Annotated in this window: 10 protein-coding genes; 6 read left to right on the top strand and 4 right to left on the bottom strand. The window is 62.4% G+C overall.

The window, feature by feature from the left end; translation table 11 throughout:
• The first annotated feature begins 14 nt into the window (after nucleotides 1–14).
• The 4 genes from VLU25_20205 to VLU25_20220 all read left to right on the top strand — a co-directional run bounded on the left by VLU25_20205 (nucleotide 15) and on the right by VLU25_20220 (nucleotide 6141).
• Nucleotides 15–380 (top strand): PadR family transcriptional regulator, encoded by a 366-nt coding sequence (locus VLU25_20205; GenBank protein ID HSR70263.1) that lies wholly within the window; start codon nucleotides 15–17, stop codon nucleotides 378–380.
• Nucleotides 377–3106 carry an ABC transporter permease gene (locus VLU25_20210; GenBank protein ID HSR70264.1) on the top strand — a complete coding sequence of 910 codons (2730 nt, stop codon included), beginning with the start codon at nucleotides 377–379 and terminating at the stop codon, nucleotides 3104–3106. The genes VLU25_20205 and VLU25_20210 overlap by 4 nt, the downstream gene beginning before the upstream one ends.
• A 68-nt stretch (nucleotides 3107–3174) precedes the next feature.
• A complete protein-coding gene (locus tag VLU25_20215) occupies nucleotides 3175–5079 on the top strand; it encodes a M1 family metallopeptidase (protein ID HSR70265.1) in 1905 nt (634 codons plus the stop codon).
• A 9-nt stretch (nucleotides 5080–5088) separates the two neighbouring features.
• Nucleotides 5089–6141, top strand: a complete 1053-nt coding sequence (locus VLU25_20220; protein HSR70266.1) for a hypothetical protein — start codon at nucleotides 5089–5091, stop codon at nucleotides 6139–6141.
• Nucleotides 6142–6266: 125 nt separating this feature from the next.
• Here VLU25_20220 and VLU25_20225 read toward each other — a convergent pair whose 3' ends face one another.
• The 4 genes from VLU25_20225 to VLU25_20240 all read right to left on the bottom strand — a co-directional run bounded on the left by VLU25_20225 (nucleotide 6267) and on the right by VLU25_20240 (nucleotide 15493).
• On the bottom strand, nucleotides 6267–9617 hold the full coding sequence (locus tag VLU25_20225) for a S41 family peptidase (GenBank protein HSR70267.1): 3351 nt from the start codon (nucleotides 9615–9617) through the stop codon (nucleotides 6267–6269).
• Between the two features lie 1048 nt (nucleotides 9618–10665).
• Nucleotides 10666–13062: an FtsX-like permease family protein gene (locus tag VLU25_20230; GenBank protein HSR70268.1), complete on the bottom strand. Its 2397-nt coding sequence runs from the start codon at nucleotides 13060–13062 to the stop codon at nucleotides 10666–10668.
• 1019 nt (nucleotides 13063–14081) lie between these two features.
• Nucleotides 14082–14972 carry a fructosamine kinase family protein gene (locus VLU25_20235; protein ID HSR70269.1) on the bottom strand — a complete coding sequence of 297 codons (891 nt, stop codon included), beginning with the start codon at nucleotides 14970–14972 and terminating at the stop codon, nucleotides 14082–14084.
• A gap of 11 nt (nucleotides 14973–14983) precedes the next feature.
• The gene (locus tag VLU25_20240) at nucleotides 14984–15493 is read right to left on the bottom strand and encodes a low molecular weight protein-tyrosine-phosphatase (GenBank protein ID HSR70270.1); all 510 of its coding nucleotides are present in this window, start codon (nucleotides 15491–15493) and stop codon (nucleotides 14984–14986) included.
• Between the two features lie 68 nt (nucleotides 15494–15561).
• On the opposite strand from VLU25_20240, the gene VLU25_20245 reads away from it, so the two are divergent.
• Both VLU25_20245 and ahcY read left to right on the top strand, forming a co-directional pair.
• Nucleotides 15562–16578 (top strand): metalloregulator ArsR/SmtB family transcription factor, encoded by a 1017-nt coding sequence (locus VLU25_20245; GenBank protein ID HSR70271.1) that lies wholly within the window; start codon nucleotides 15562–15564, stop codon nucleotides 16576–16578.
• The gene (gene ahcY, locus VLU25_20250; GenBank protein ID HSR70272.1) at nucleotides 16575–18011 is read left to right on the top strand and encodes an adenosylhomocysteinase; all 1437 of its coding nucleotides are present in this window, start codon (nucleotides 16575–16577) and stop codon (nucleotides 18009–18011) included. The genes VLU25_20245 and ahcY overlap by 4 nt, the downstream gene beginning before the upstream one ends.
• Nucleotides 18012–18028: the final 17 nt, after the last annotated feature.

The raw sequence follows: 18028 nt of genomic DNA on the forward strand, positions 1-18028 counted from the left end.
AGGGCCGACACGTCATGAGTGAACCGTTAGCGCGCAGCCAGGCCGAGAATCTCTTGCCTCTCAAACCCGTTGTCTATCTGCTTTTGCTGGCCTTGGCCGAGGAGCCTTGTCACGGCTACGGGGTCAAGAAGAAGGTGGAGGATATCTCGCAGGGACAGGTCAAGCTCGATCCAGGCACCCTCTACCGCTGGATGGGGAGGCTCCTGGACGACGCCTGGGTGGAGGACGATGAGCGTCCGCGTCCCGACGAGGACGAACGGCGCCGCTACTACCGCCTCACGCCCCGCGGCCGACAGATGATGGAGCTGGAATCACAGCGCCTGGAACGCTTGCTGCAAACCGCCCGGCGCTTGAAGTCCGGCCGGCAGGAGCCGGCATGAGCGGTCGACGCGATCTGGCCCGTCCCGTCCCCGCCGATTGGGCCCAGCGTTTCTATGGCCTGCTCTTGAGCTTGCTGCCGGGGCGCCATCGCCGCCATTTCGGCGATGAAATGCTGGAGGTATTCCGCCGCCAGCGCCAGCACGAATGCAGGGGCATGGCGCAACGTCTGCTGCACCTGCTGAGGACTTCCTTTGATTTGCTCGCCACAGCCTTGATACTGCGAGCCGAGAGCGTCGCCAAGCGCCTCTGGCCCAGCCAGCAGAATCCCAGGGAGAGATTCCGCAGAGGGCTGGAAAAAGGAGATTACATGACTTCCTGGACATCCGACCTTCGTTTCGGGCTGCGCAACCTGCTGCGTTCTCCGGTGCTGGTGCTGGTAGCGGTGATCACGCTGGGGGCCGGCATCGGAGCCAACACCGCCATCTTCAGCGTCCTCAACGCAGTTCTGTTGCGGCCTCTGCCCTATCAAGACCCTGGTCGCCTGGTGCTTATCTACGAAACCAATCCCCTCAAAGGGTGGATCCGCCAAACTGCCTCCCCCGCCAACTTCCTGGACTGGCGTGCCCAGAGCGAAAGCTTCCAGGACATGGCCGGCTATTGGGCCTTCGACGGCGCCACCGTGGAGGCCGACGGCAAGCGGGAACGGGTGGCGACAGGACAGGCCACCGGCAACCTCTTCGGGATGCTGGGCATCCGTCCTGCCGCGGGACGGCTTTTTCGGCCCTCCGAGACCTTCAGCGGCGGAGCGGCGGTGGCGGTGATCTCCCATGCCTATTGGCAGAGCCGCTTCGGCGGACGCCCTGACATCGTGGGCAGCATCCTGCAAACCAGCGAAGGCGCCCGCGAGATCGTGGGCGTGCTGCCGCCCGGCTTCCGCCTGCCGGGAATCGCCGTCCCGCCCCAACTGTGGACGCCCAGCGGGTGGGATCCCGAAGTCTACGGGGTGGCGGTGTGGACGCGCCGCGCCCACTGGGTAACCGTGGTAGGCCGGCTCAAGCCCGGTGTCTCGCCTCAGGAAGCTTCCCAGGAACTGCAGACCATCGCCTCCCGCCTGCAACAGCAGTATCCCGAGACCAATGAGCAGGCCGGAGCGGGCCTTGTCGGACTGCAGGAATGGGTGGCGGGAGAGGCCCGCAGGCCTCTCTGGCTGCTGATGGCCAGCGTCGGCGTGGTCTTGCTCATCGCCTGCATCAACGTGGCCAATCTCCTCCTGGCGCGGGGACGGGCCCGCCGCCGCGAGATGGCGATACGGGGCGCCCTGGGCGCCGGACGCATCCGTCTGCTGCGCCAACTGCTGACCGAAGGACTCCTGCTGGCGGCGGGCGCCGGAGCGGTGGGGCTGGCGCTGGCCTACGGCGGCGTGGCTTTCTTGCGCAGCGCGGCACCCCCCGAAATTCCCCGCCTGGAAGAACTCTCGGTGGACGCCTCGGTGTTGCTCTTCGCCGTGCTCTGCTCGCTGGTCACCTTGCTCGTCTTCGCCAGTTTGCCCGCTTGGATGCTCAGCCGCACCACCGCCGTAGAGGGCCTGTCCCAGGGCGGACGCCAGGGATCGGGAGGCGGCGCCTCTCCTCTGGGGCGAGGTCTGGTGGTTGCCGAAGTGGCGCTCTCGGTGCTGCTGGTGATCGGCGGCGGACTGCTGCTGCGCTCCTTCCTGCACCTGCAAAGCGAACCTACCGGCTTCGATCCCTCCAACGTGCTGTCGCTGCGCTTCAACCTGGAGGACGCCGGCTACGAGAAGGCTGAGGAAGCCTTGGCCTTCCTGGACCGCCTGACCCCGCGCCTGCAGGCCCTGCCCGAGGTCGAGAAGGCCGCTCTGGCCACCTCCATTCCCATCGGCGGCGACGGCACCTGGAGCGGAAGCGTCTACGTCGAGGGACAAGAGGGACGCATCGAGGAGTTCCGCCACCGCACCATCGACTCCCACTACCTAACAACCCTGGGCGTGCGGCTGCTGGAAGGACGCAATTTCCAGCCTTCCGACGGTCCCCAGAGCCAACCGGTGGCGCTGGTCAACGAGGCCCTGGCAGCCCAATTTCATGACGGGCGGGTCATCGGACGCCGAATCGCCTTCGGCGAGGAAGGGCCGCAAATGACGGTGGTGGGAATCGTGGCCAACGAGAAGTACGGCCAAGTGCGGGCCCAGCCGACGCCTCAGGTCTACCAGCCGCTGATCCAGCGTCTGCGAGGCGACATCCACGCCCTGCTCAAGACCAGCGGCGATCCCACGCGGATCGCCTCTTCCGCCCGCCAGGCGGTGTTGGAAATCGATCCGCGCCTGGTGGTCTTCGACGTCCGCACCCTGCCCTCTTACCTTCGGGAATCCCTGGCGGCCGACCGCTTCATGGCTCAGATGGTGGGCGTCTTCGCCCTGCTGGCCATGCTGTTGGCCGCCGTGGGACTTTACTCGGTGCTCTCTTACACCGTCAGCCGCCGCCGCCAGGAATTCGGCATCCGCATGGCCTTGGGAGCCCGGGTGAGCGACATCCTGCGCCTGGTCATGGGACAGGGACTCGTCGTCAGCCTGATCGGCATCGCCCTGGGGCTGGCGGCCGCCTGGGGAGTCAGCCGCTGGATCGAAGGATTGCTCTACAACGTCAGTCCCACCGATCCGCTCACCTTCGCCGGCGTGGCCCTGGGACTGGCCGCCGTGGCCCTGCTGGCCTGCTACCGTCCAGCCCGCAAGGCAGCCGGGGTCGATCCTCAGATCACCTTGCGCGCCGACTGAAGACGGAGAATTCTCCGCGGGCGCTTGCCTGTGGACAACGGGTGTTTCATCATGGACCTAAGATCGTGATGAAAAGGATCACCCTTTACCTGCTGATTGCGCTATCGGCCGCCGTCCCAGCGGCGGCGGCCGACTACACTTTGGACGTCCGCCTCAACCCCGCCGCCAAGACCGTGGGCGGGTCCTTGCTGCTGGAGTGGACCAACGACACCCCGTTCCCCGCCCCCGACCTGCGCTTCCATCTCTACTTCAACGCCTGGGAGAACGAGAAGACCTCCTTCATGAACTCCTGGCGCTGGAGGGACCGCGACCTGAGCGACTGGGGCGAGGGGGATTGGGGCGGAACCGAGATCTCCTCCCTTGTCGTGGCCCGCAGCCTGCCTGCCGGCGAGGAGGGCGTCCCCCGGCGGGAAGACTTCGACCTGACCGGGCGCATGGAGTTCATCCAGCCTGACGACGGCAATCCCAACGACCGCAGCGTCCTGCGCGTGGCGCTGCCCCAGCCGGTGGCGCCGGGCGAAAGCATCCGCGTGGAGATCGAGTTCACCACCAAGATCCCCCGCACCTTCGCCCGCACGGGATTCCGCGGCGACTACTACTTCCTGGCTCACTGGTTTCCCAAGCTGGGCGTTTTTGAAGAGGACGGCAGTTGGAACTGCCACCAGTTCATCCAGACCGAGTTCTACAGCCGCTTCGGGGACTACGACGTCAAGCTGCAGGTGCCCTCGGGCTGGACGCTGGGCGCCACCGGGACGGCTCAAAGCGTCAACGACAACGGGGATGGGACCAGCACCCATCATTACACCCAGCAGCGCGTCCACGGCTTTGCCTGGGTCACCAGTCCCCGCCTGCGCGAGCACCTGCGCCGTTTTCAACACGAGAGCCTGCCTCCGGTGCAGATGCGCCTGCTCATCATGCCCGACCACGCCGGACAGGAAGACCGCTATTTCGCCGCCACCGAGGCAGCCCTGCGCTACTACGGGGAGTGGTTCGGAGCCTATCCCTACGACCATGTCACCGTGGTCGATCCAGCCTGGGAATCCGGCTCCGGAGGCATGGAATACCCCACCCTGTTCACCGGCGGGTCGCGCTGGCTGACGCCCTTGGGATCGGACCGTCCGGAAAGCGTCACCGTCCACGAGATGGGACATCAGTTCTGGTACGGGGTGGTGGGCAACAACGAATTCGAACACGCCTGGCTGGACGAGGGACTCAATTCCTACTCGCAACTGCGTACCCAGATGGTGGCTTACCCCGAGGTCTACCGCACCCGACGCTATTTCAAGGGCTTCATCCCCCTGCTCTTCCGCGGACTGCCGCGCGAGCGGCGTACGGTGGCGGGCGAAAGCGAAGAGCTTGAGAAGGACATCATGGGACGTCCTTCCTGGAAACTGGGACCCGACGCCTACGGCATCAACTCCTACACCAAGCCGGCCCTGATGCTGCTCACCCTGGAGCGCTACCTGGGATGGGACCGCTTTCAAAAGGCCATGGCGGCTTTTTATCGGCAGTACAGCTTCGGCCATCCTGTCGCCGAGGATTTCTTCCGCGTCCTCGGGGAAGAGACGGGAGAGGACCTGAGCTGGTTCTGGGAGCAGACCTACTACAGCTCCAACGTCTTCGACTACGGCGTTTCCCAGGTCGGCCGCGACCGCTTGGACCGTCCCTTCGTAGTGGTGCGGCGCTTCGGCGAAGCCACCTTCCCCGTCACCGCCCGCATCACCTTTGAGGACGGCACAAGCGTGCAAGAGGAATGGGACGGGCAAGGCCGCTGGCAGGACTACGTCTACCAGCCCGAGCAGCGCATCGTGCGGGTGGAGGTCGATCCGGAAGAAGTCGTGGCCCTGGACGTCGACCGCACCAACAACTCCTGGGTCGAGGATGCCCCCTCGGCCTTCGCCGCCAAGAAGTGGGCGCTCAAGTGGATGGTGTGGATGCAGAACGTGATGGAAACTTATGCCTTTCACTTTTGAGCCGTCAACATGAAAACCGCAGCCACAGCATTCCGCCGGGGCATCGCAGCCTCTCTCAGCGTCAAGCGCTTTATCTTCTGGATGTGGCTGGTCAGTTTTCTTCTGGCCTTTGCCCCCGCGCTCATCCTCTCCCACCAGATCGAGGACTCGCTGGGGTCCAGCGCCAAGGCCGAGGCGTTGGCTCAAGGTTACGACGACCGCTGGTATTTGGAGTTCGAAGCCGAAGCCAAGGCGCTGGCCGCCAGCTTCGACCCCACGGTGGCGGGAGCCGGTGCGGTCCTCAACGCTGTCGACGCCTTCTTGACCGGGGAGCACCTCGATTACTTCCCCGGAGTGGTTCTTATCGGCGCGCTTTACCTGCTGGTCTGGATCTGGGCCGCGGGAGCCATTCTCACCGCCTTCGAGAGCGGGCAAGCGCCTTCCCTGCCCCAATGCGCGGCGGACGGGACACGCTATTTCTTCCGCTTTCTGCGTCTGTTTGTTCTCTCGGGGCTGGCTTACCTGGTCATCTTCGGCTGGCTGATGCCATTTCTGGAAGAGCACGTGGAGAGCGTCTCGCGCGACATCGTGGACGAGCGCATGGCCTTTTTCTGGTATTTGCTGGCCTACCTGGTGGCCTGGATCCTGCTGCTGATCGTCAACCTGGTCTTCGACTACGCCAAGATCGTGACCGTGATCGAGGACCGCCGCAGTATGCTGGGAGCGACCTTGCGCTCCTTGCGCCTGGTTTTCTCCCATCCCTTGCAGGCCATCTCGCTCTACGGACTCAACTTGCTGCTGGCGCTGGTTTTTTTGATCATCTACACAGCCCTGGCTCCCGGTGCCAGCCAGGCCTCATGGGCCGCCGTCATATGGGCCCTGTTCTTGGGCCAGCTCTACATCGCCTCCCGCATCTTCACCCGGCTGTGCTTTTTCGGCTCCCAGTTCGACCTCTGCACCCTCTGGCTGACCCCCGATTCAAACGGCGAGCCGGCCCCCGGCACCCAGCCGTCTTCTCCCTCCACAGGCGATTCGCTTCCCCAAGCAGAGTACGCCGGGGAGGACGAGCGCCCTCCGGCTTGACTTCCATTCCGCACCCCTCCCGCAGGGCCAGTCTCCGCCCCCCAAGCTCGACCCACACTCGGGCAACTTGGAAGTTGGCCCTGTTGGCCCTTGGAATTCGGGAGTTCGCTCAGTGCGCGCGCCCTTTAAGGCGTGCGAACTGGCGCCGCCGGGCGGTCGGGGAGTTTCATGGGATTCTCCTCGATGCGCCTGAGGACTTCTTCCAGGGCCCGTTCCAGTTGGGCGTCGCGGCCCTCGATGAGGTCTTTGGGCGAGTTCTCGACCACGATGTCGGGATCGACGCCGTAACCTTCGATAGTCCACTCGCCCTCCTTGCTGCCGTAGCCGAACTCGGGGACGTTGACGCCGCCCCCGTCGATGAGCGTTCCGCGGCTGGTGATGCCGATGACCCCGCCCCAGGAGCGCTTGCCGATCAGCGGCCCCAGTCCGGCCTCGCGGAACATGGCCGGGAAGATGTCTCCGTCAGAAGCCGAAGTCTCGTTGAGCAGGCACACCAGGTGCCCGTGAAAGACCACCGAGGGGTAGGTGCCGGTGTAGTCGCTGGTACGGGCGTATCCGGTGTGCAGCAGTTCGCGCCTGAGGCGCTCGATGAGCATCTGAGAGACATTGCCTCCCCCGTTGCTGCGCACGTCGATGACCAGCCCTTCTTTGCGGATCTGCCCGTAGTACCACTTGATGAACTCGCGGATGCCGTTGGCCCCCATGTCGGGAATGTGCAAATAGCCCACACGTCCGCCGCTCATCTGGGAAACCTTGCGGCGGTTGTCCTCCACCCAGTTGAGGTAGACCAAGTCGCGCTCGTGGCGGATGGGCGAGTAGGTCACGTCGCGGCGTTGGCCCTCAGGAGAGTCGGCCACCGTCCAGGTCACCGGGTGTCCGTACTTGTGCAGCAGCACCTCGTATGGATTGTCCCCCGCCTGAACTTCTTGGCCGTCCACGGCCAGCAGGTAGTCGCCTTCCTGCACCTCGACGCCCACTTCGGTCAGGGGACTGCGGTAGAGATCTTCCTCGTTATGGCCGCCGAGGATGGTGGCGATGCGGTAGCGCCCGGCTTGAGGATCGAGTTGGAAGCGGGCGCCCGCCAGGGCCGCCAGCGGCCGCTCGGGCTGCTTCCAATCGCCTCCGCTGATGTAGGCGTGACCCACGTTGAGTTCGGCGATCATCTCCGAGATGACGTAGTTGAGGTCGGAACGGTGGGCCACGTGCTCCAGCAGCGGACGGTACTGCTCGCGCAGCCCTTGCCAATCATAGCCGTGCATGTTCTCGACATAGAAAAAGTCGCGGTAGCGCCGCCACACCTCGTCGAAGATCTGCTCCCATTCCAGCTTGGGGACGCGGTCGACCTCCAGGCCGTCGGTGGAGACGCTCTTGGCCGATTTCGGGCCCTCGGGAGCCGCCGCCAGCAGTTGAAAATCGTTGCCTTGCCGCACCAGAAGCTTGCTGTTGTCGGCCGACAGGGCGTAGCCCGCGATGGGCTGCATGAGGTCGCTTTCCTTGCGGTCCTTCAGGGAGTAGATCTTGAGTCCCGGAGGAATGTCGGATGCGCGTCCGTAGTAGAAGGGTCCGGTGCGGACGTAGATCAGGTGTCCTTTCACAGCCGAGAGCGCCGCGTAGTTGTCGAGATCGACGGGGACGCGCTCGACACGCTGCGCCAGTCCTTCGAAGTCGATCGATTCGGCGGCTTCCATCGCGGCTTCGCCCTCTTCTGGGCCGCTTTCTCCGGCCTCATCCTGAGAGGCGCCTTTCTTCCCGCCCATTTCTTCCTCTGAGGATTCTTCAGCCTGGCCTTCTTTCTCCTCCACCGTGACTTCGTCGCTGCGGGGCGGAAAGAGGCTCTTGACGTCCTCGCGCAGGGCCAGGGCGTAGATTCCGCTTTCGCGGTCGACCATGTAGTTCCATTCGAAGCTGCCGATTTGGGGCTGGAACATGCGGTCGCTCAGATAGAAAAGGTAGTTGCCTGCGGGGTCCCAGGCCGGACTGAACTCGTTGAAGAACTCGCCGGTGACGCGGTGCAGTCGGCTGTCCCGAGAATCCCAGATGTAGATGGAGGTGAATCCGCTGGGGTCGCTCAGGGCGAAGCTCAGGTAGCGTCCCTTGGGAGACCATTGGTAGCCGGGCACCTGCCCTCCCTTTTCGTCGGCGATCCGCTGCACCGAGCGGTCTTCCACGGCGAGGACGAAGATGCGGCCCTCCTTGTCGGAGTAGGCGATATGCTTGCCGTCCGGAGACCACTGCGGGGAGTAGAGCATGGCCTCGTTCCCATCGGTCACCTGCTGGGGCTCGTCCTTTCCGTCCTGGGAGACCAGGTAGAGTTCCTCTTCGCCGTCCAGGTCGGAAATGAACACGATCCGGGAGCCGTCCGGGGACCAGTCGGGGGCCTTGTCGTGGGCGCCTGAGGAGCGGGTCAGGTTGCGGGTGGGACCGTGTTCGACGGGAGCCGTGAAGATGTCTCCGCGGGCCGCGAAAAGGGCCCGTTCGCCCTTGGGGCTGAGTCCGAAATTTTCGATCACGTCGGCGGCCGAGGTGCGCTCGGGACGCATGGCCAGTCCGTCATAAGGCACGGTGATCTCGACCTTGCGCGAGTCGCCGCTGGAAGCGTCGAGGATGTGCAGCTCGCCCGCCAGTTCGTAGACGATGCGGTCGTCCTCGGACTTGCTGGGCCAACGCACGTCCCAGGTGGTGCTGCGGGTCAACTGGCTTAAATCGCCGGAGTCGACATCGTAGGCGTAAAGATTGAGCGTCCCGTCGCGGTCGGAGGCGAAGTAAATGACTCCGTCGCCCCACATGGGATCGCGGTCGCTGCGCTCATGCTGGGTGACCGGGGTCGTTTCAAGGCTCTCAAGGTCGATGATTTGCAGGTCCTGGGCCCAGCCTCCCTGATAGCGCTTCCAGGAGCGGAAATCGCGGAAAAGAGGCGAGTAGACCATCTTTGTTCCGTCGGGGGAGAAGTCGCCGGCGCCCGCCGTGGGCATGGGCAGAGCCTGGGGCAGTCCGCCTTCCACCGAGACCGTGAAGAGGCGTCCCCCGGCCAGCGACCACTCCTCGCGCAGGGAGCGGAAGAGCACCCCGTTTCCGTCGGGAGTCCAGCCGTAGACGATGTTGTCGTAGCCCCAGCGGGGAGGCAGGGGTCCGCGGGCGGGATAGAAGGTCAACTGCTTGGGGACGCCCCCTTGCGCAGGCATCACATAGACCTGCTCGTCGCCGTCGTACTGGCCGGTGAAGGCGATCCAGCGCCCGTCGGGCGAGAACTTGGGAAAGATTTCGATCCCTTCATGGGACGTCAGCCGCCGGGCCGTGCCGCCTTCAGCCGGAGCCGTCCACAGATCGCCGGCATAGCCGAAAGCCACCTGATCTCCATGCAGGTCGGGAAAGCGCAGCAGCTTGGTCTGTCCCCAAGCCTGCTCACCCACCAGCAAGAATGCCGCCAACAGCGCCAGAGTTGTCGCCCAAGAAAACCGATATGCCTTTACCTTCATGCCCATATCTCCCTTGCCCCCGCGGTCGCTTTGACCGGGATTGGCGACTGAACTGGCCGGTCAAGACCGACCGTCCGCGTGAGCCTCCCGGAGGCCGCATTGCGGGCCGCAGTTTCTATTCTCGTTCCATGCTACACGCCCCCCGCTCCCCGACAAAGCTGCAAGCCGCGAGGTGAGGGGTTCTCAATTCAAATCGGAAATGTTGATCGCTGAAGCAGCAATCTGTCTCATAGCTCCGGGAGCAGATGGAGCGCCGCCTTAGGGCCCTAAAACTCGGCTCCCGGCTAGCAGTTCAGCTAAGCCGAAGCTAAGCCAGGGAGCGAGCAGTCTAATACCGCCGAGCGCTGAAACTTGATCCGTGTGTGACTTACTGGCCACCTAGTGGCCCTAGGGGGACATGAGTGACGCCGGACAGCTTGTGAGAGCGGACGTATTGTCCTTGGCCTGGCGGTGGCGGATTATCGAGTACTTGGCAAAGAAGGGCGGCTTCCCTTGAGCCGATTTGGCCAAGCACGCCTAACACCACAAACGAATCAGGATCGATTAGCAGTGTGTGAGGCAAGGCGTCCATTCCAAGCGCTAAGCGAAGGTCCAAGTTGTCACGGGGCCTGAAGGACCGGGCCGACAGTTCCAGATTTCGAGCATGTTCGATCAGCTCTTCACTCAATCGAGTTCCCCCAAATGACACCACCCACAGATCCAGGGGACGTTGACGACTTGCCATGCCTTCTAGCATCCGCTTCCAAGCGTCTATTCCGGCCTGCGAATAGGGGCAATCATCAGCCAGGAGGATCAAGACTCGAAAACTTTGCTCGTACGAGTCAGTCCCCGACTGTGACAGGGGCACAAGTCGGCCCAAGAGATCCTCGGTCGGAAGAATTTGAGAGATTGGTGATTTTTGAGCGGCCTCCAATTCAGCGACCCTAGAATTGAGCTGAATCGTGTCGAGCACGTTCTTGACCACGAGTCCGGCCATGAAAAGACAAGCCGCAACCAGGCAACAGAATAGAAGGGGATGCTTTTTCAGCATGTAGAGCAGTCCTCGGAGCTAGGGTAGGTGCAGATAACGCGTGGGAGATTCCTTGACGACCCTCCGGAACGGAATCAGGAAAGCAAAGGTGGAGGCGCCGGCCACAAGAACCGCCACCGCGACATAGGGGACGACCGATTCCTGCGGGAGTCCCCGGAGTACTCTGGAAATATAGCTAAGTGCTAGAGAAGACCCTAGCAGCCCTAGCAGCAGGCCCACCACAGTGGTCCTGAGCAAGCGGAAGAGACCCGAGGCAGCCAGGTGCTTGGGGCCGGCGCCCAGGGCCTTACGGATGGAGAATTCCCTCATACGACTAAAGCACATGTGGCTGAACGCCGCATATATGCCCAGAACGGCCGTGAAAAGTGCGGCGCTACTGAAAATCAAGAGCACGAGGGATGTGAATCTTAAGCGCGAAATCTCAACGGCTAGCATTTCAGTGAAGCCCAGCGGCCTTCGCACCGCCAGATCGGGAAAAACGGCCTGGAGATTCTCGACCAGCCAGTCTCCAAGGGCGGCCGGTGAGCCCTCCTTGGTTTGGAAGATGACCCAGCAATGCACCAGCGGCTCGGAATCGAAGTGAAGATAGATGTTGTTCGTACCCTGCACGTCCTCCCACTGGCTGGACACCGCATTCTGCCTGTGGGGATTGTCGACGACGCCGACAATGGTGACGTGCTCGCCCGGCTCGTCGGGCCATCCGATCTTGAGGCGCTTGCCCAAAGCTCCGTCGGGCCAAAGGGAATTCGCTGTTGAGAGATCAACAATAGCCGTCGGTCGGGATTCTTTTTCCCGGAAGGCTCTGCCCTGTACCAGGGGTATCCCCAAAGTCTTAAAATATCCGGAACTGATATATTTCTCGCGGGCTTGGATCACCTTGCCATGATGTTCCGGTCCCAGGACCGTAAAGAACGTACTTCCAGTATAATTCTCGAAAGGCAACCCGGAGCTGAGAGCAACAGAAACAGGCCCTTCAGGCCCCTGGAGCACTTCTTTGAGGCTCTGGTATTCAAGCAACGGCCCATCCCCCGCCCCGCTTGTCCTCGCTTGGTTGGATACCCGGATGGCTTGAAGGAGGCGGTAAGGTGTTCCCGCCTCGCTCAGGGAGCTAGCTTTAAACCACACCAACGTGGGAACTCCTGCGCTCAGCATGATGACAGTGGCGAAGGTAATCTGACCGGCCAGGAGAGTGTCGACCCAGCCGGATGAGCGTCCTTCTCCCCGAGCCGGTTTAGTAATAGACTGACTGAGGCTGATCCACGAATCAACCTTCCACCGGTGCCAGCCAGCCACGCACACCACCACGACGACACAGGCAACAGCCGGCAGGAGTGCGAGTGCAATCACTCGCATGCTGAAGCCTATCTCGTCGGCCCGGGTCAGATCTGGAGGGGCTTGAGCGATCAGCCACTCGGTTAGCAGAATACCGCCGGAGACACCCGCCACTGCCGCCAAGCTCATGGCGAAGACGGTCTCAAGCACGACTTGACCCATGAACCGCCAACGAGGGCATCCCAAGGCCTTGCGAACAGCAATCTCGGATGCGGTTTGTTTGCTGTGGATTACGGTCAGCACGGCGGTTGTCACCAAGGCGAGAAGAAGGAGGGCTCCGACGCTGGCAGTCAGAGCCATTAGCGTAGCGGCGTCGTCGCCTCCCTGTCTTCTCTTGCTCAGCAAAGGCAGGACCGCCGCCAAACTTTGGACTGCGGGCGAAGCTTGCCAGCGATAGTCCCCTCCGATTGCCTTTTGCAGTTGGCGCAGTTCCTGTGCTGCTTGCCTGGGATTGGCATCTGCGGCCAATCGTGCGATGGGCGTCAAGATGCGCGCCCAAGGAACCGAGAGAGCCGAAGAAAAGGTCTGTTCCAAAGGAACCCAGATTTTGACGTCGCGGTGGGGAAAGCTGAAGCCCTCTGGCATGATCCCCACGATTCTGATAGTCCCTTGATCAAGTTGGATCAACTCACCCAAGCAATCTCTTCGGCCTCCAAGACGAGACCGCCAAAACCCAAAGCTAACCACCGCAGGCAGCTCCCCTCCCTCTTGACTCTCGCTCAGCGTCGTTCCTAACAGTGGCCGTTCACCGAGAACGGAAAAGAAGTCTTTGCTGACTAGAAGACCCTCGATCCCGACTGACTGGCCCTGTTGCGGGATCAATTCGAATGACTTGGACCGGAAGCCGCCAGCCACCTCGATGCTGGCTGCTTCTCTTTCAACCAGTTCCAAGAGAGGGTAAGACCAACTCTCAAGTGAGCCTTGGGGCTCTTGCACGAATGCCACGAGCCGATCTTGGTCGCGAAACGACAAGGGCTTGAGAAAGACAGGATGAATGAACGCAAGAAGGGCGGTAGTGGCCACTAACGCTACGGCCGTCACGGAGATCAACGCTAGAAAGTAAACTTGCTTCAGCTTGCCCATCACGTTTCTCTCAAGACGACCTAGCAGGCAGTCTGCTCCAAGCCGTCCGACGTGTCCCGAAGTCCAGGAATGAACTGGCACCCGTCAACGCGGGCGCAGTCACGAACGATCTAGGGCCCAGGGGGTTCGCCTCCAGGCTTACCACAAGCATCCATACAACAATCATCGAAGGTAGGTTGATTGTCGCAAGCGTCGGCATCTTCTGTGCAATTCTTGTCTCTCCTGCAAATCAGACACTCGTCGCAACAGCAGTCAAATGTCGTACCTTCTTGGCCCATGAGGTTCAAAGCGAAGAAAACAGCCGACAGGAGGAGTACCCATGCCATTGCCAATTTACCGAAATTCAGTAATCTTTGTTTCACTTGTCCTCCTATCAGTTACTTGCCGTATAAGTGAGAGATGACGTCTTCGTTGACCTGCCCCCGATGGATTCGCCGAAGACGATTACTGCGATCTACTACTGCCACTAAAGGTGTGGCGGCGATCCCAGTCTTGAAAATCCAGGGGCGCACATCCCCGATGAAGAACTCGCGGTAAGGCAACTGACGCCTCTTGAGGTCCTCGATGATGGCAGTCTTTCCGGGCCAGTCTTGCCCGGCTGAAACAACCCACACGTGCATTCTCGGCCGCCACCTCGTCTTTTCAAGCAGACTTAGGATTGCGGGGACACTTCGATCACTGGGAGGGCAGTTCCCTTTGCCGACGATGAGAAGCCCGCCTTCAGCCCCAGTCGTGTCGGGGACTATCCTATCCAGAGCCAATCCGCGAAGGATCGTTGGATAAATCCGGTCAGTCCAAGTGCTCGCGAGTCGCTCTCTAGCCTGGCTTTCAAGTTCTTGACTGACCAACACAAGAAAAGGCAATAGAGCAGCAATCGAAAATGCACCGAACTTCATATACCGCATTGCGTCCCATCGACCCTAACAGCGAGTCGCTTCATTTTCTGTTGGATTCTCAACATTTTATTATAAATAGGACCTTGTGCCGACTTCTGGGTAACGTGTGGCTACCTGGCGGCTCTATGCATATCGGCGGAGGATGCGCAGGCATCCGCTCAGGTAGGAGCGTCCGAAGAGGTTGAGGTGGTTGAGCAGGTGGTAGAGCTGGTAGAGGTCGCTGCGGGCCTGGTGCCCATCCCGGCGTGGACGCACTTCGTGATAGGCGGCGTAGAACTCCGAGTCGAACCCTCCGAAGAGGCGGGTCATGGCCAGGTCGGCTTCGCCGCGTCCGTAGTAGACGGCCGGATCGATGAGCACCGGGCGTCCCCGGTCGTCGCACAGATAGTTGCCGCTCCACAAGTCTCCGTGCAGCAGGCAGGGGGGTTCGTCGGGTTGGGCGATGTATTCATCCAGCCGGTCGAGCAAGCGCCGGCCCAACTGCATCATCTGGTCGTCAGCGTGCCCCTTTTGGCAAGCCAGCTCAAGCTGAAATCCCAGCCGGCGGCGACGATAAAAGTCGACCCAGTCCTCCATCCATCCGTTGGGCTGTGGGGTGCTGCCGATATAGTTGTCATGTTCAAAGCCGAAGCGCTCGGCGCCGGATTCCTGGTGGAGCAAGGCAAATCCGCGCCCCAGCCGGCGGAAAAAGTCCCCCGCAGGATGTCCCGTGGGAATGTGCTCCATGACGATGAAGTGGGCCGCGCCCCGCCGGCCGCCTCCCACGGCTATGACCTCGGGCACCCGCAGTTCTCCAGCCGCCTCGGCCAGGGCCTCGAGTCCTTCGGCCTCACGCTCGAACATCCCCGGCAGGGGATCGGCATTCGACTTGAGGAAGAACTCGCGCCCGTCCTCGAGCTCGATGCGCCGGGCGGCGTTGATGCATCCCCCGCCCACTCCCGCGCTCTCCCGGATGGCGGAGCGCTTACCCGTGGCCTGGGCGATGGCGTCTTCAACGGCGTTCTCTAAGCTCATAACCTCGGCCCTCATTCGCCAGCCGAGCCTGCAAGATGCTCGAGCAGACCGTCCATACCCTCTTCCAGCAAGTCGAGGACGGCGTCGAAACCGTCGCGTCCGCCGTAGTAGGGATCGGGCACATCGACAGGGAATCCGTCGCCTACGAAGTCGCTGAAGAGCTTGATTTTGTGCTGGTAGCGTCCTTTTCGGTCCATGGCCTGAATGCTGCGCAGGTTAGACCGGTCCATGGCCACGATCAGGTCGAAGCGCTGAAAATCACGCTCGGAAAACTGCCTCGACTGCCCGGTCAAGTCGAGTCCCCTGCGCGAAGCCGCCTGGCGCATGCGCCGATCCGGAGGCTCGCCCACATGGTAAGCCGAAGTGCCCGCCGAGTCGGCCTCGAACTCCCCTTGCAGCCCCCGCTCGGCCACATAGTGCTTGAACACCCCTTCCCCGGCCGGCGACCTGCAAATATTCCCTAAACACACAAACAAAACCCGCTTCCTACTCATCCCCAGCAGTCTACCCAATCCCCCCATCCCCTGTCGCCGAAACCTGTAAAAAAAACAGCTTGACAAGGCGTGCTTCCATCCGTATATTCGGATTTGTGGATGAACGAGCGGACCAGTTGCTGAAGTCGCTGGCTGACCGGACGCGGCGGGATATGGTGCGGGTGTTGGGAGAAGTGCCCCTGACGGTGGGGGAGATCACCGAGGTGTTGGGGATGCCTCAGTCGACCGTCAGCCGCCACCTGAAGACGCTGCGCCAGACCGGGTTGCTGGTGGACCGGCGGGAAGGCAACCGGACTTACATCGGAGTGGTCGAACCGCAGGTCAACGGCAACGGTGTCAAGGGGGACGCTCAACTGGGCGATCTGCTCAACGGCTGGCTGAGGAAGCAGCCTCTGGGAGATCTCCTGGAAGAGCGCCTCAAGACCGTGGTGCGCGGACGCGAAGGCGGCCAGGACGCCTTTGAGCGGCTGGCTCACCAGTGGGACGACCTGCGCTTCCAGCACTTCGGCGGACTCTTTCACCTCGAAGCCCTGGCATCGCTGCTGCCCCGCGGGTGGACGGTGCTGGACATCGGAACCGGCACCGGCTACATGCTGCCTTTCCTAAGCCGCCAGTTTCGCCAGGTGATCGCGGTCGATCCCTCCTCAGCCATGCTGGAGCTTGCCCGCGAGAGGGCCCATCGGGAAGGACTGGAGAACGTCCGCGTCCACCCCGGACGCCTGGAGGAGCTTCCTGCTGAAGAAGACAGCGTGGATGCCGTCCTGGCCATTCTGGTGATGCGCCACAGCGCCGATCGAGGGCAGGCGCTGACCGAGCTGGCCCGCGTCCTCAAGCCCGGCGGACGCCTGCTGGTGGTCGACATTCATCCACACCGATTGAACGAGTTTCACCTCGCCATGGGCGATTCCTCGCCGGGAATCGACCCCGGGCGGCTGATCGAAGAACTGACGGAGGCCGGTTTCCAACTGGGCCGGCACACGAATCTGCCCATGCCGCCTCCCGGCCACCCGGCCGCACCGTCGCGTCCGGCGCCGCCTTTGTTTCTGCTGACCGCTGAGAACCGAACCTCCGCCCAAAGAGCGGATTCCACATCCAAGGAGACTGTTTCATGACAACCACCACCGCCACCAAGCAAGACTTCAAGGTCAAAGACTTGAGCCTGGCCAAGTTCGGACGCAAGGAGATCGAGCTGGCCGAAGCCGAAATGCCCGGATTGATGTCGATCCGCCGGGAGTACGCGGCCTCGAAGCCGCTCAAAGGCGCCCGCGTCGCGGGTTCGCTGCACATGACCATCCAGACCGCCGTGCTGATCGAGACGCTGGCCGAGTTGGGCGCCGAGGTCCGCTGGGCCTCCTGCAATATTTTCTCCACCCAGGATCACGCCGCCGCCGCCATCGCCGAGGCCGGCATCCCGGTCTTTGCCTGGAAGGGCGAGACGCTGGAGGAGTACTGGTGGTGCACCGACCGCGCCCTGGCTTTTCCTGAAGGCGGACCCAGCCTGATGGTGGACGACGGAGGCGACGCCACCCTGCTCATCCACCTGGGCAAAGAAGCTGAGGACGCCTATGAAGCGGACGGCACGCTGCCCGAGCCCGACAGCACCGAAAACGCCGAGATGAAGGTCATCCTGGCCCTCATCCGCCAGCGCCTGCAGGAGGACCCGCGCTATTGGACGCGCATGGCCGAGGGGGTGCTGGGCGTCAGCGAGGAAACCACCACCGGCGTCCTGCGCCTCAACCAGCGCGCCAAGAAGGGGACGCTGCTCTTCCCCGCCATCAACGTCAACGACTCGGTCACCAAGAGCAAGTTCGACAACGTCTACGGTTGCCGTCATTCTCTGCCCGACAGCATCATGCGGGCCACCGACGTGATGATCGGGGGCAAGACCGTGGTGGTGTGCGGATTCGGGGAGGTGGGCAAGGGCTGCGCCCAGTCCATGCGCGGACAGGGCGCACGCGTGATCGTCACCGAAATCGATCCCATCTGCGCCCTGCAGGCGGCCATGGAAGGCTATCAGGTGGCCCGGCTTGAAGACGTCCTCGACACGGCCGACATCTTCGTCACCGCCACCGGCAACTTCAACGTCATCCGCACCGAGCACATGAAGCGGATGAAGGACAAGGCCATCGTCTGCAACATCGGCCACTTCGACAACGAAATCGACATGGCCGAACTGGCCAAGGTGCCGGGCATCCAAAAAGAGGAAATCAAGCCGCAAGTCCACCAGTGGCACTTCAGCGATGACAAGAGCCTGATCGTGCTGGCCGAGGGACGCCTGGTCAACCTGGGCTGCGCCACCGGACATCCCAGCTTCGTGATGAGCAACTCCTTCTCCAACCAGGTCATCGCCCAAATCGAGCTGTGGAAGAACCACTCCGATTACGACAAGCAGGTCTACGTCCTGCCCAAGCACCTGGATGAGAAGGTGGCGCGCTTGCACCTGGAGAAGCTGGGCGCCAGGCTCACCACGCTGACTTCCGAGCAAGCCGAGTACATCGGCGTGGAAGTGGAAGGCCCCTACAAGCCCGACCACTACCGGTATTAACCCTCCGCCTTGGCGAA

The sequence above is a fragment of the Acidobacteriota bacterium genome (genome assembly GCA_035471785.1).
GTDB lineage: Bacteria > Acidobacteriota > UBA6911 > RPQK01 > DATIPO01 > JANQFM01.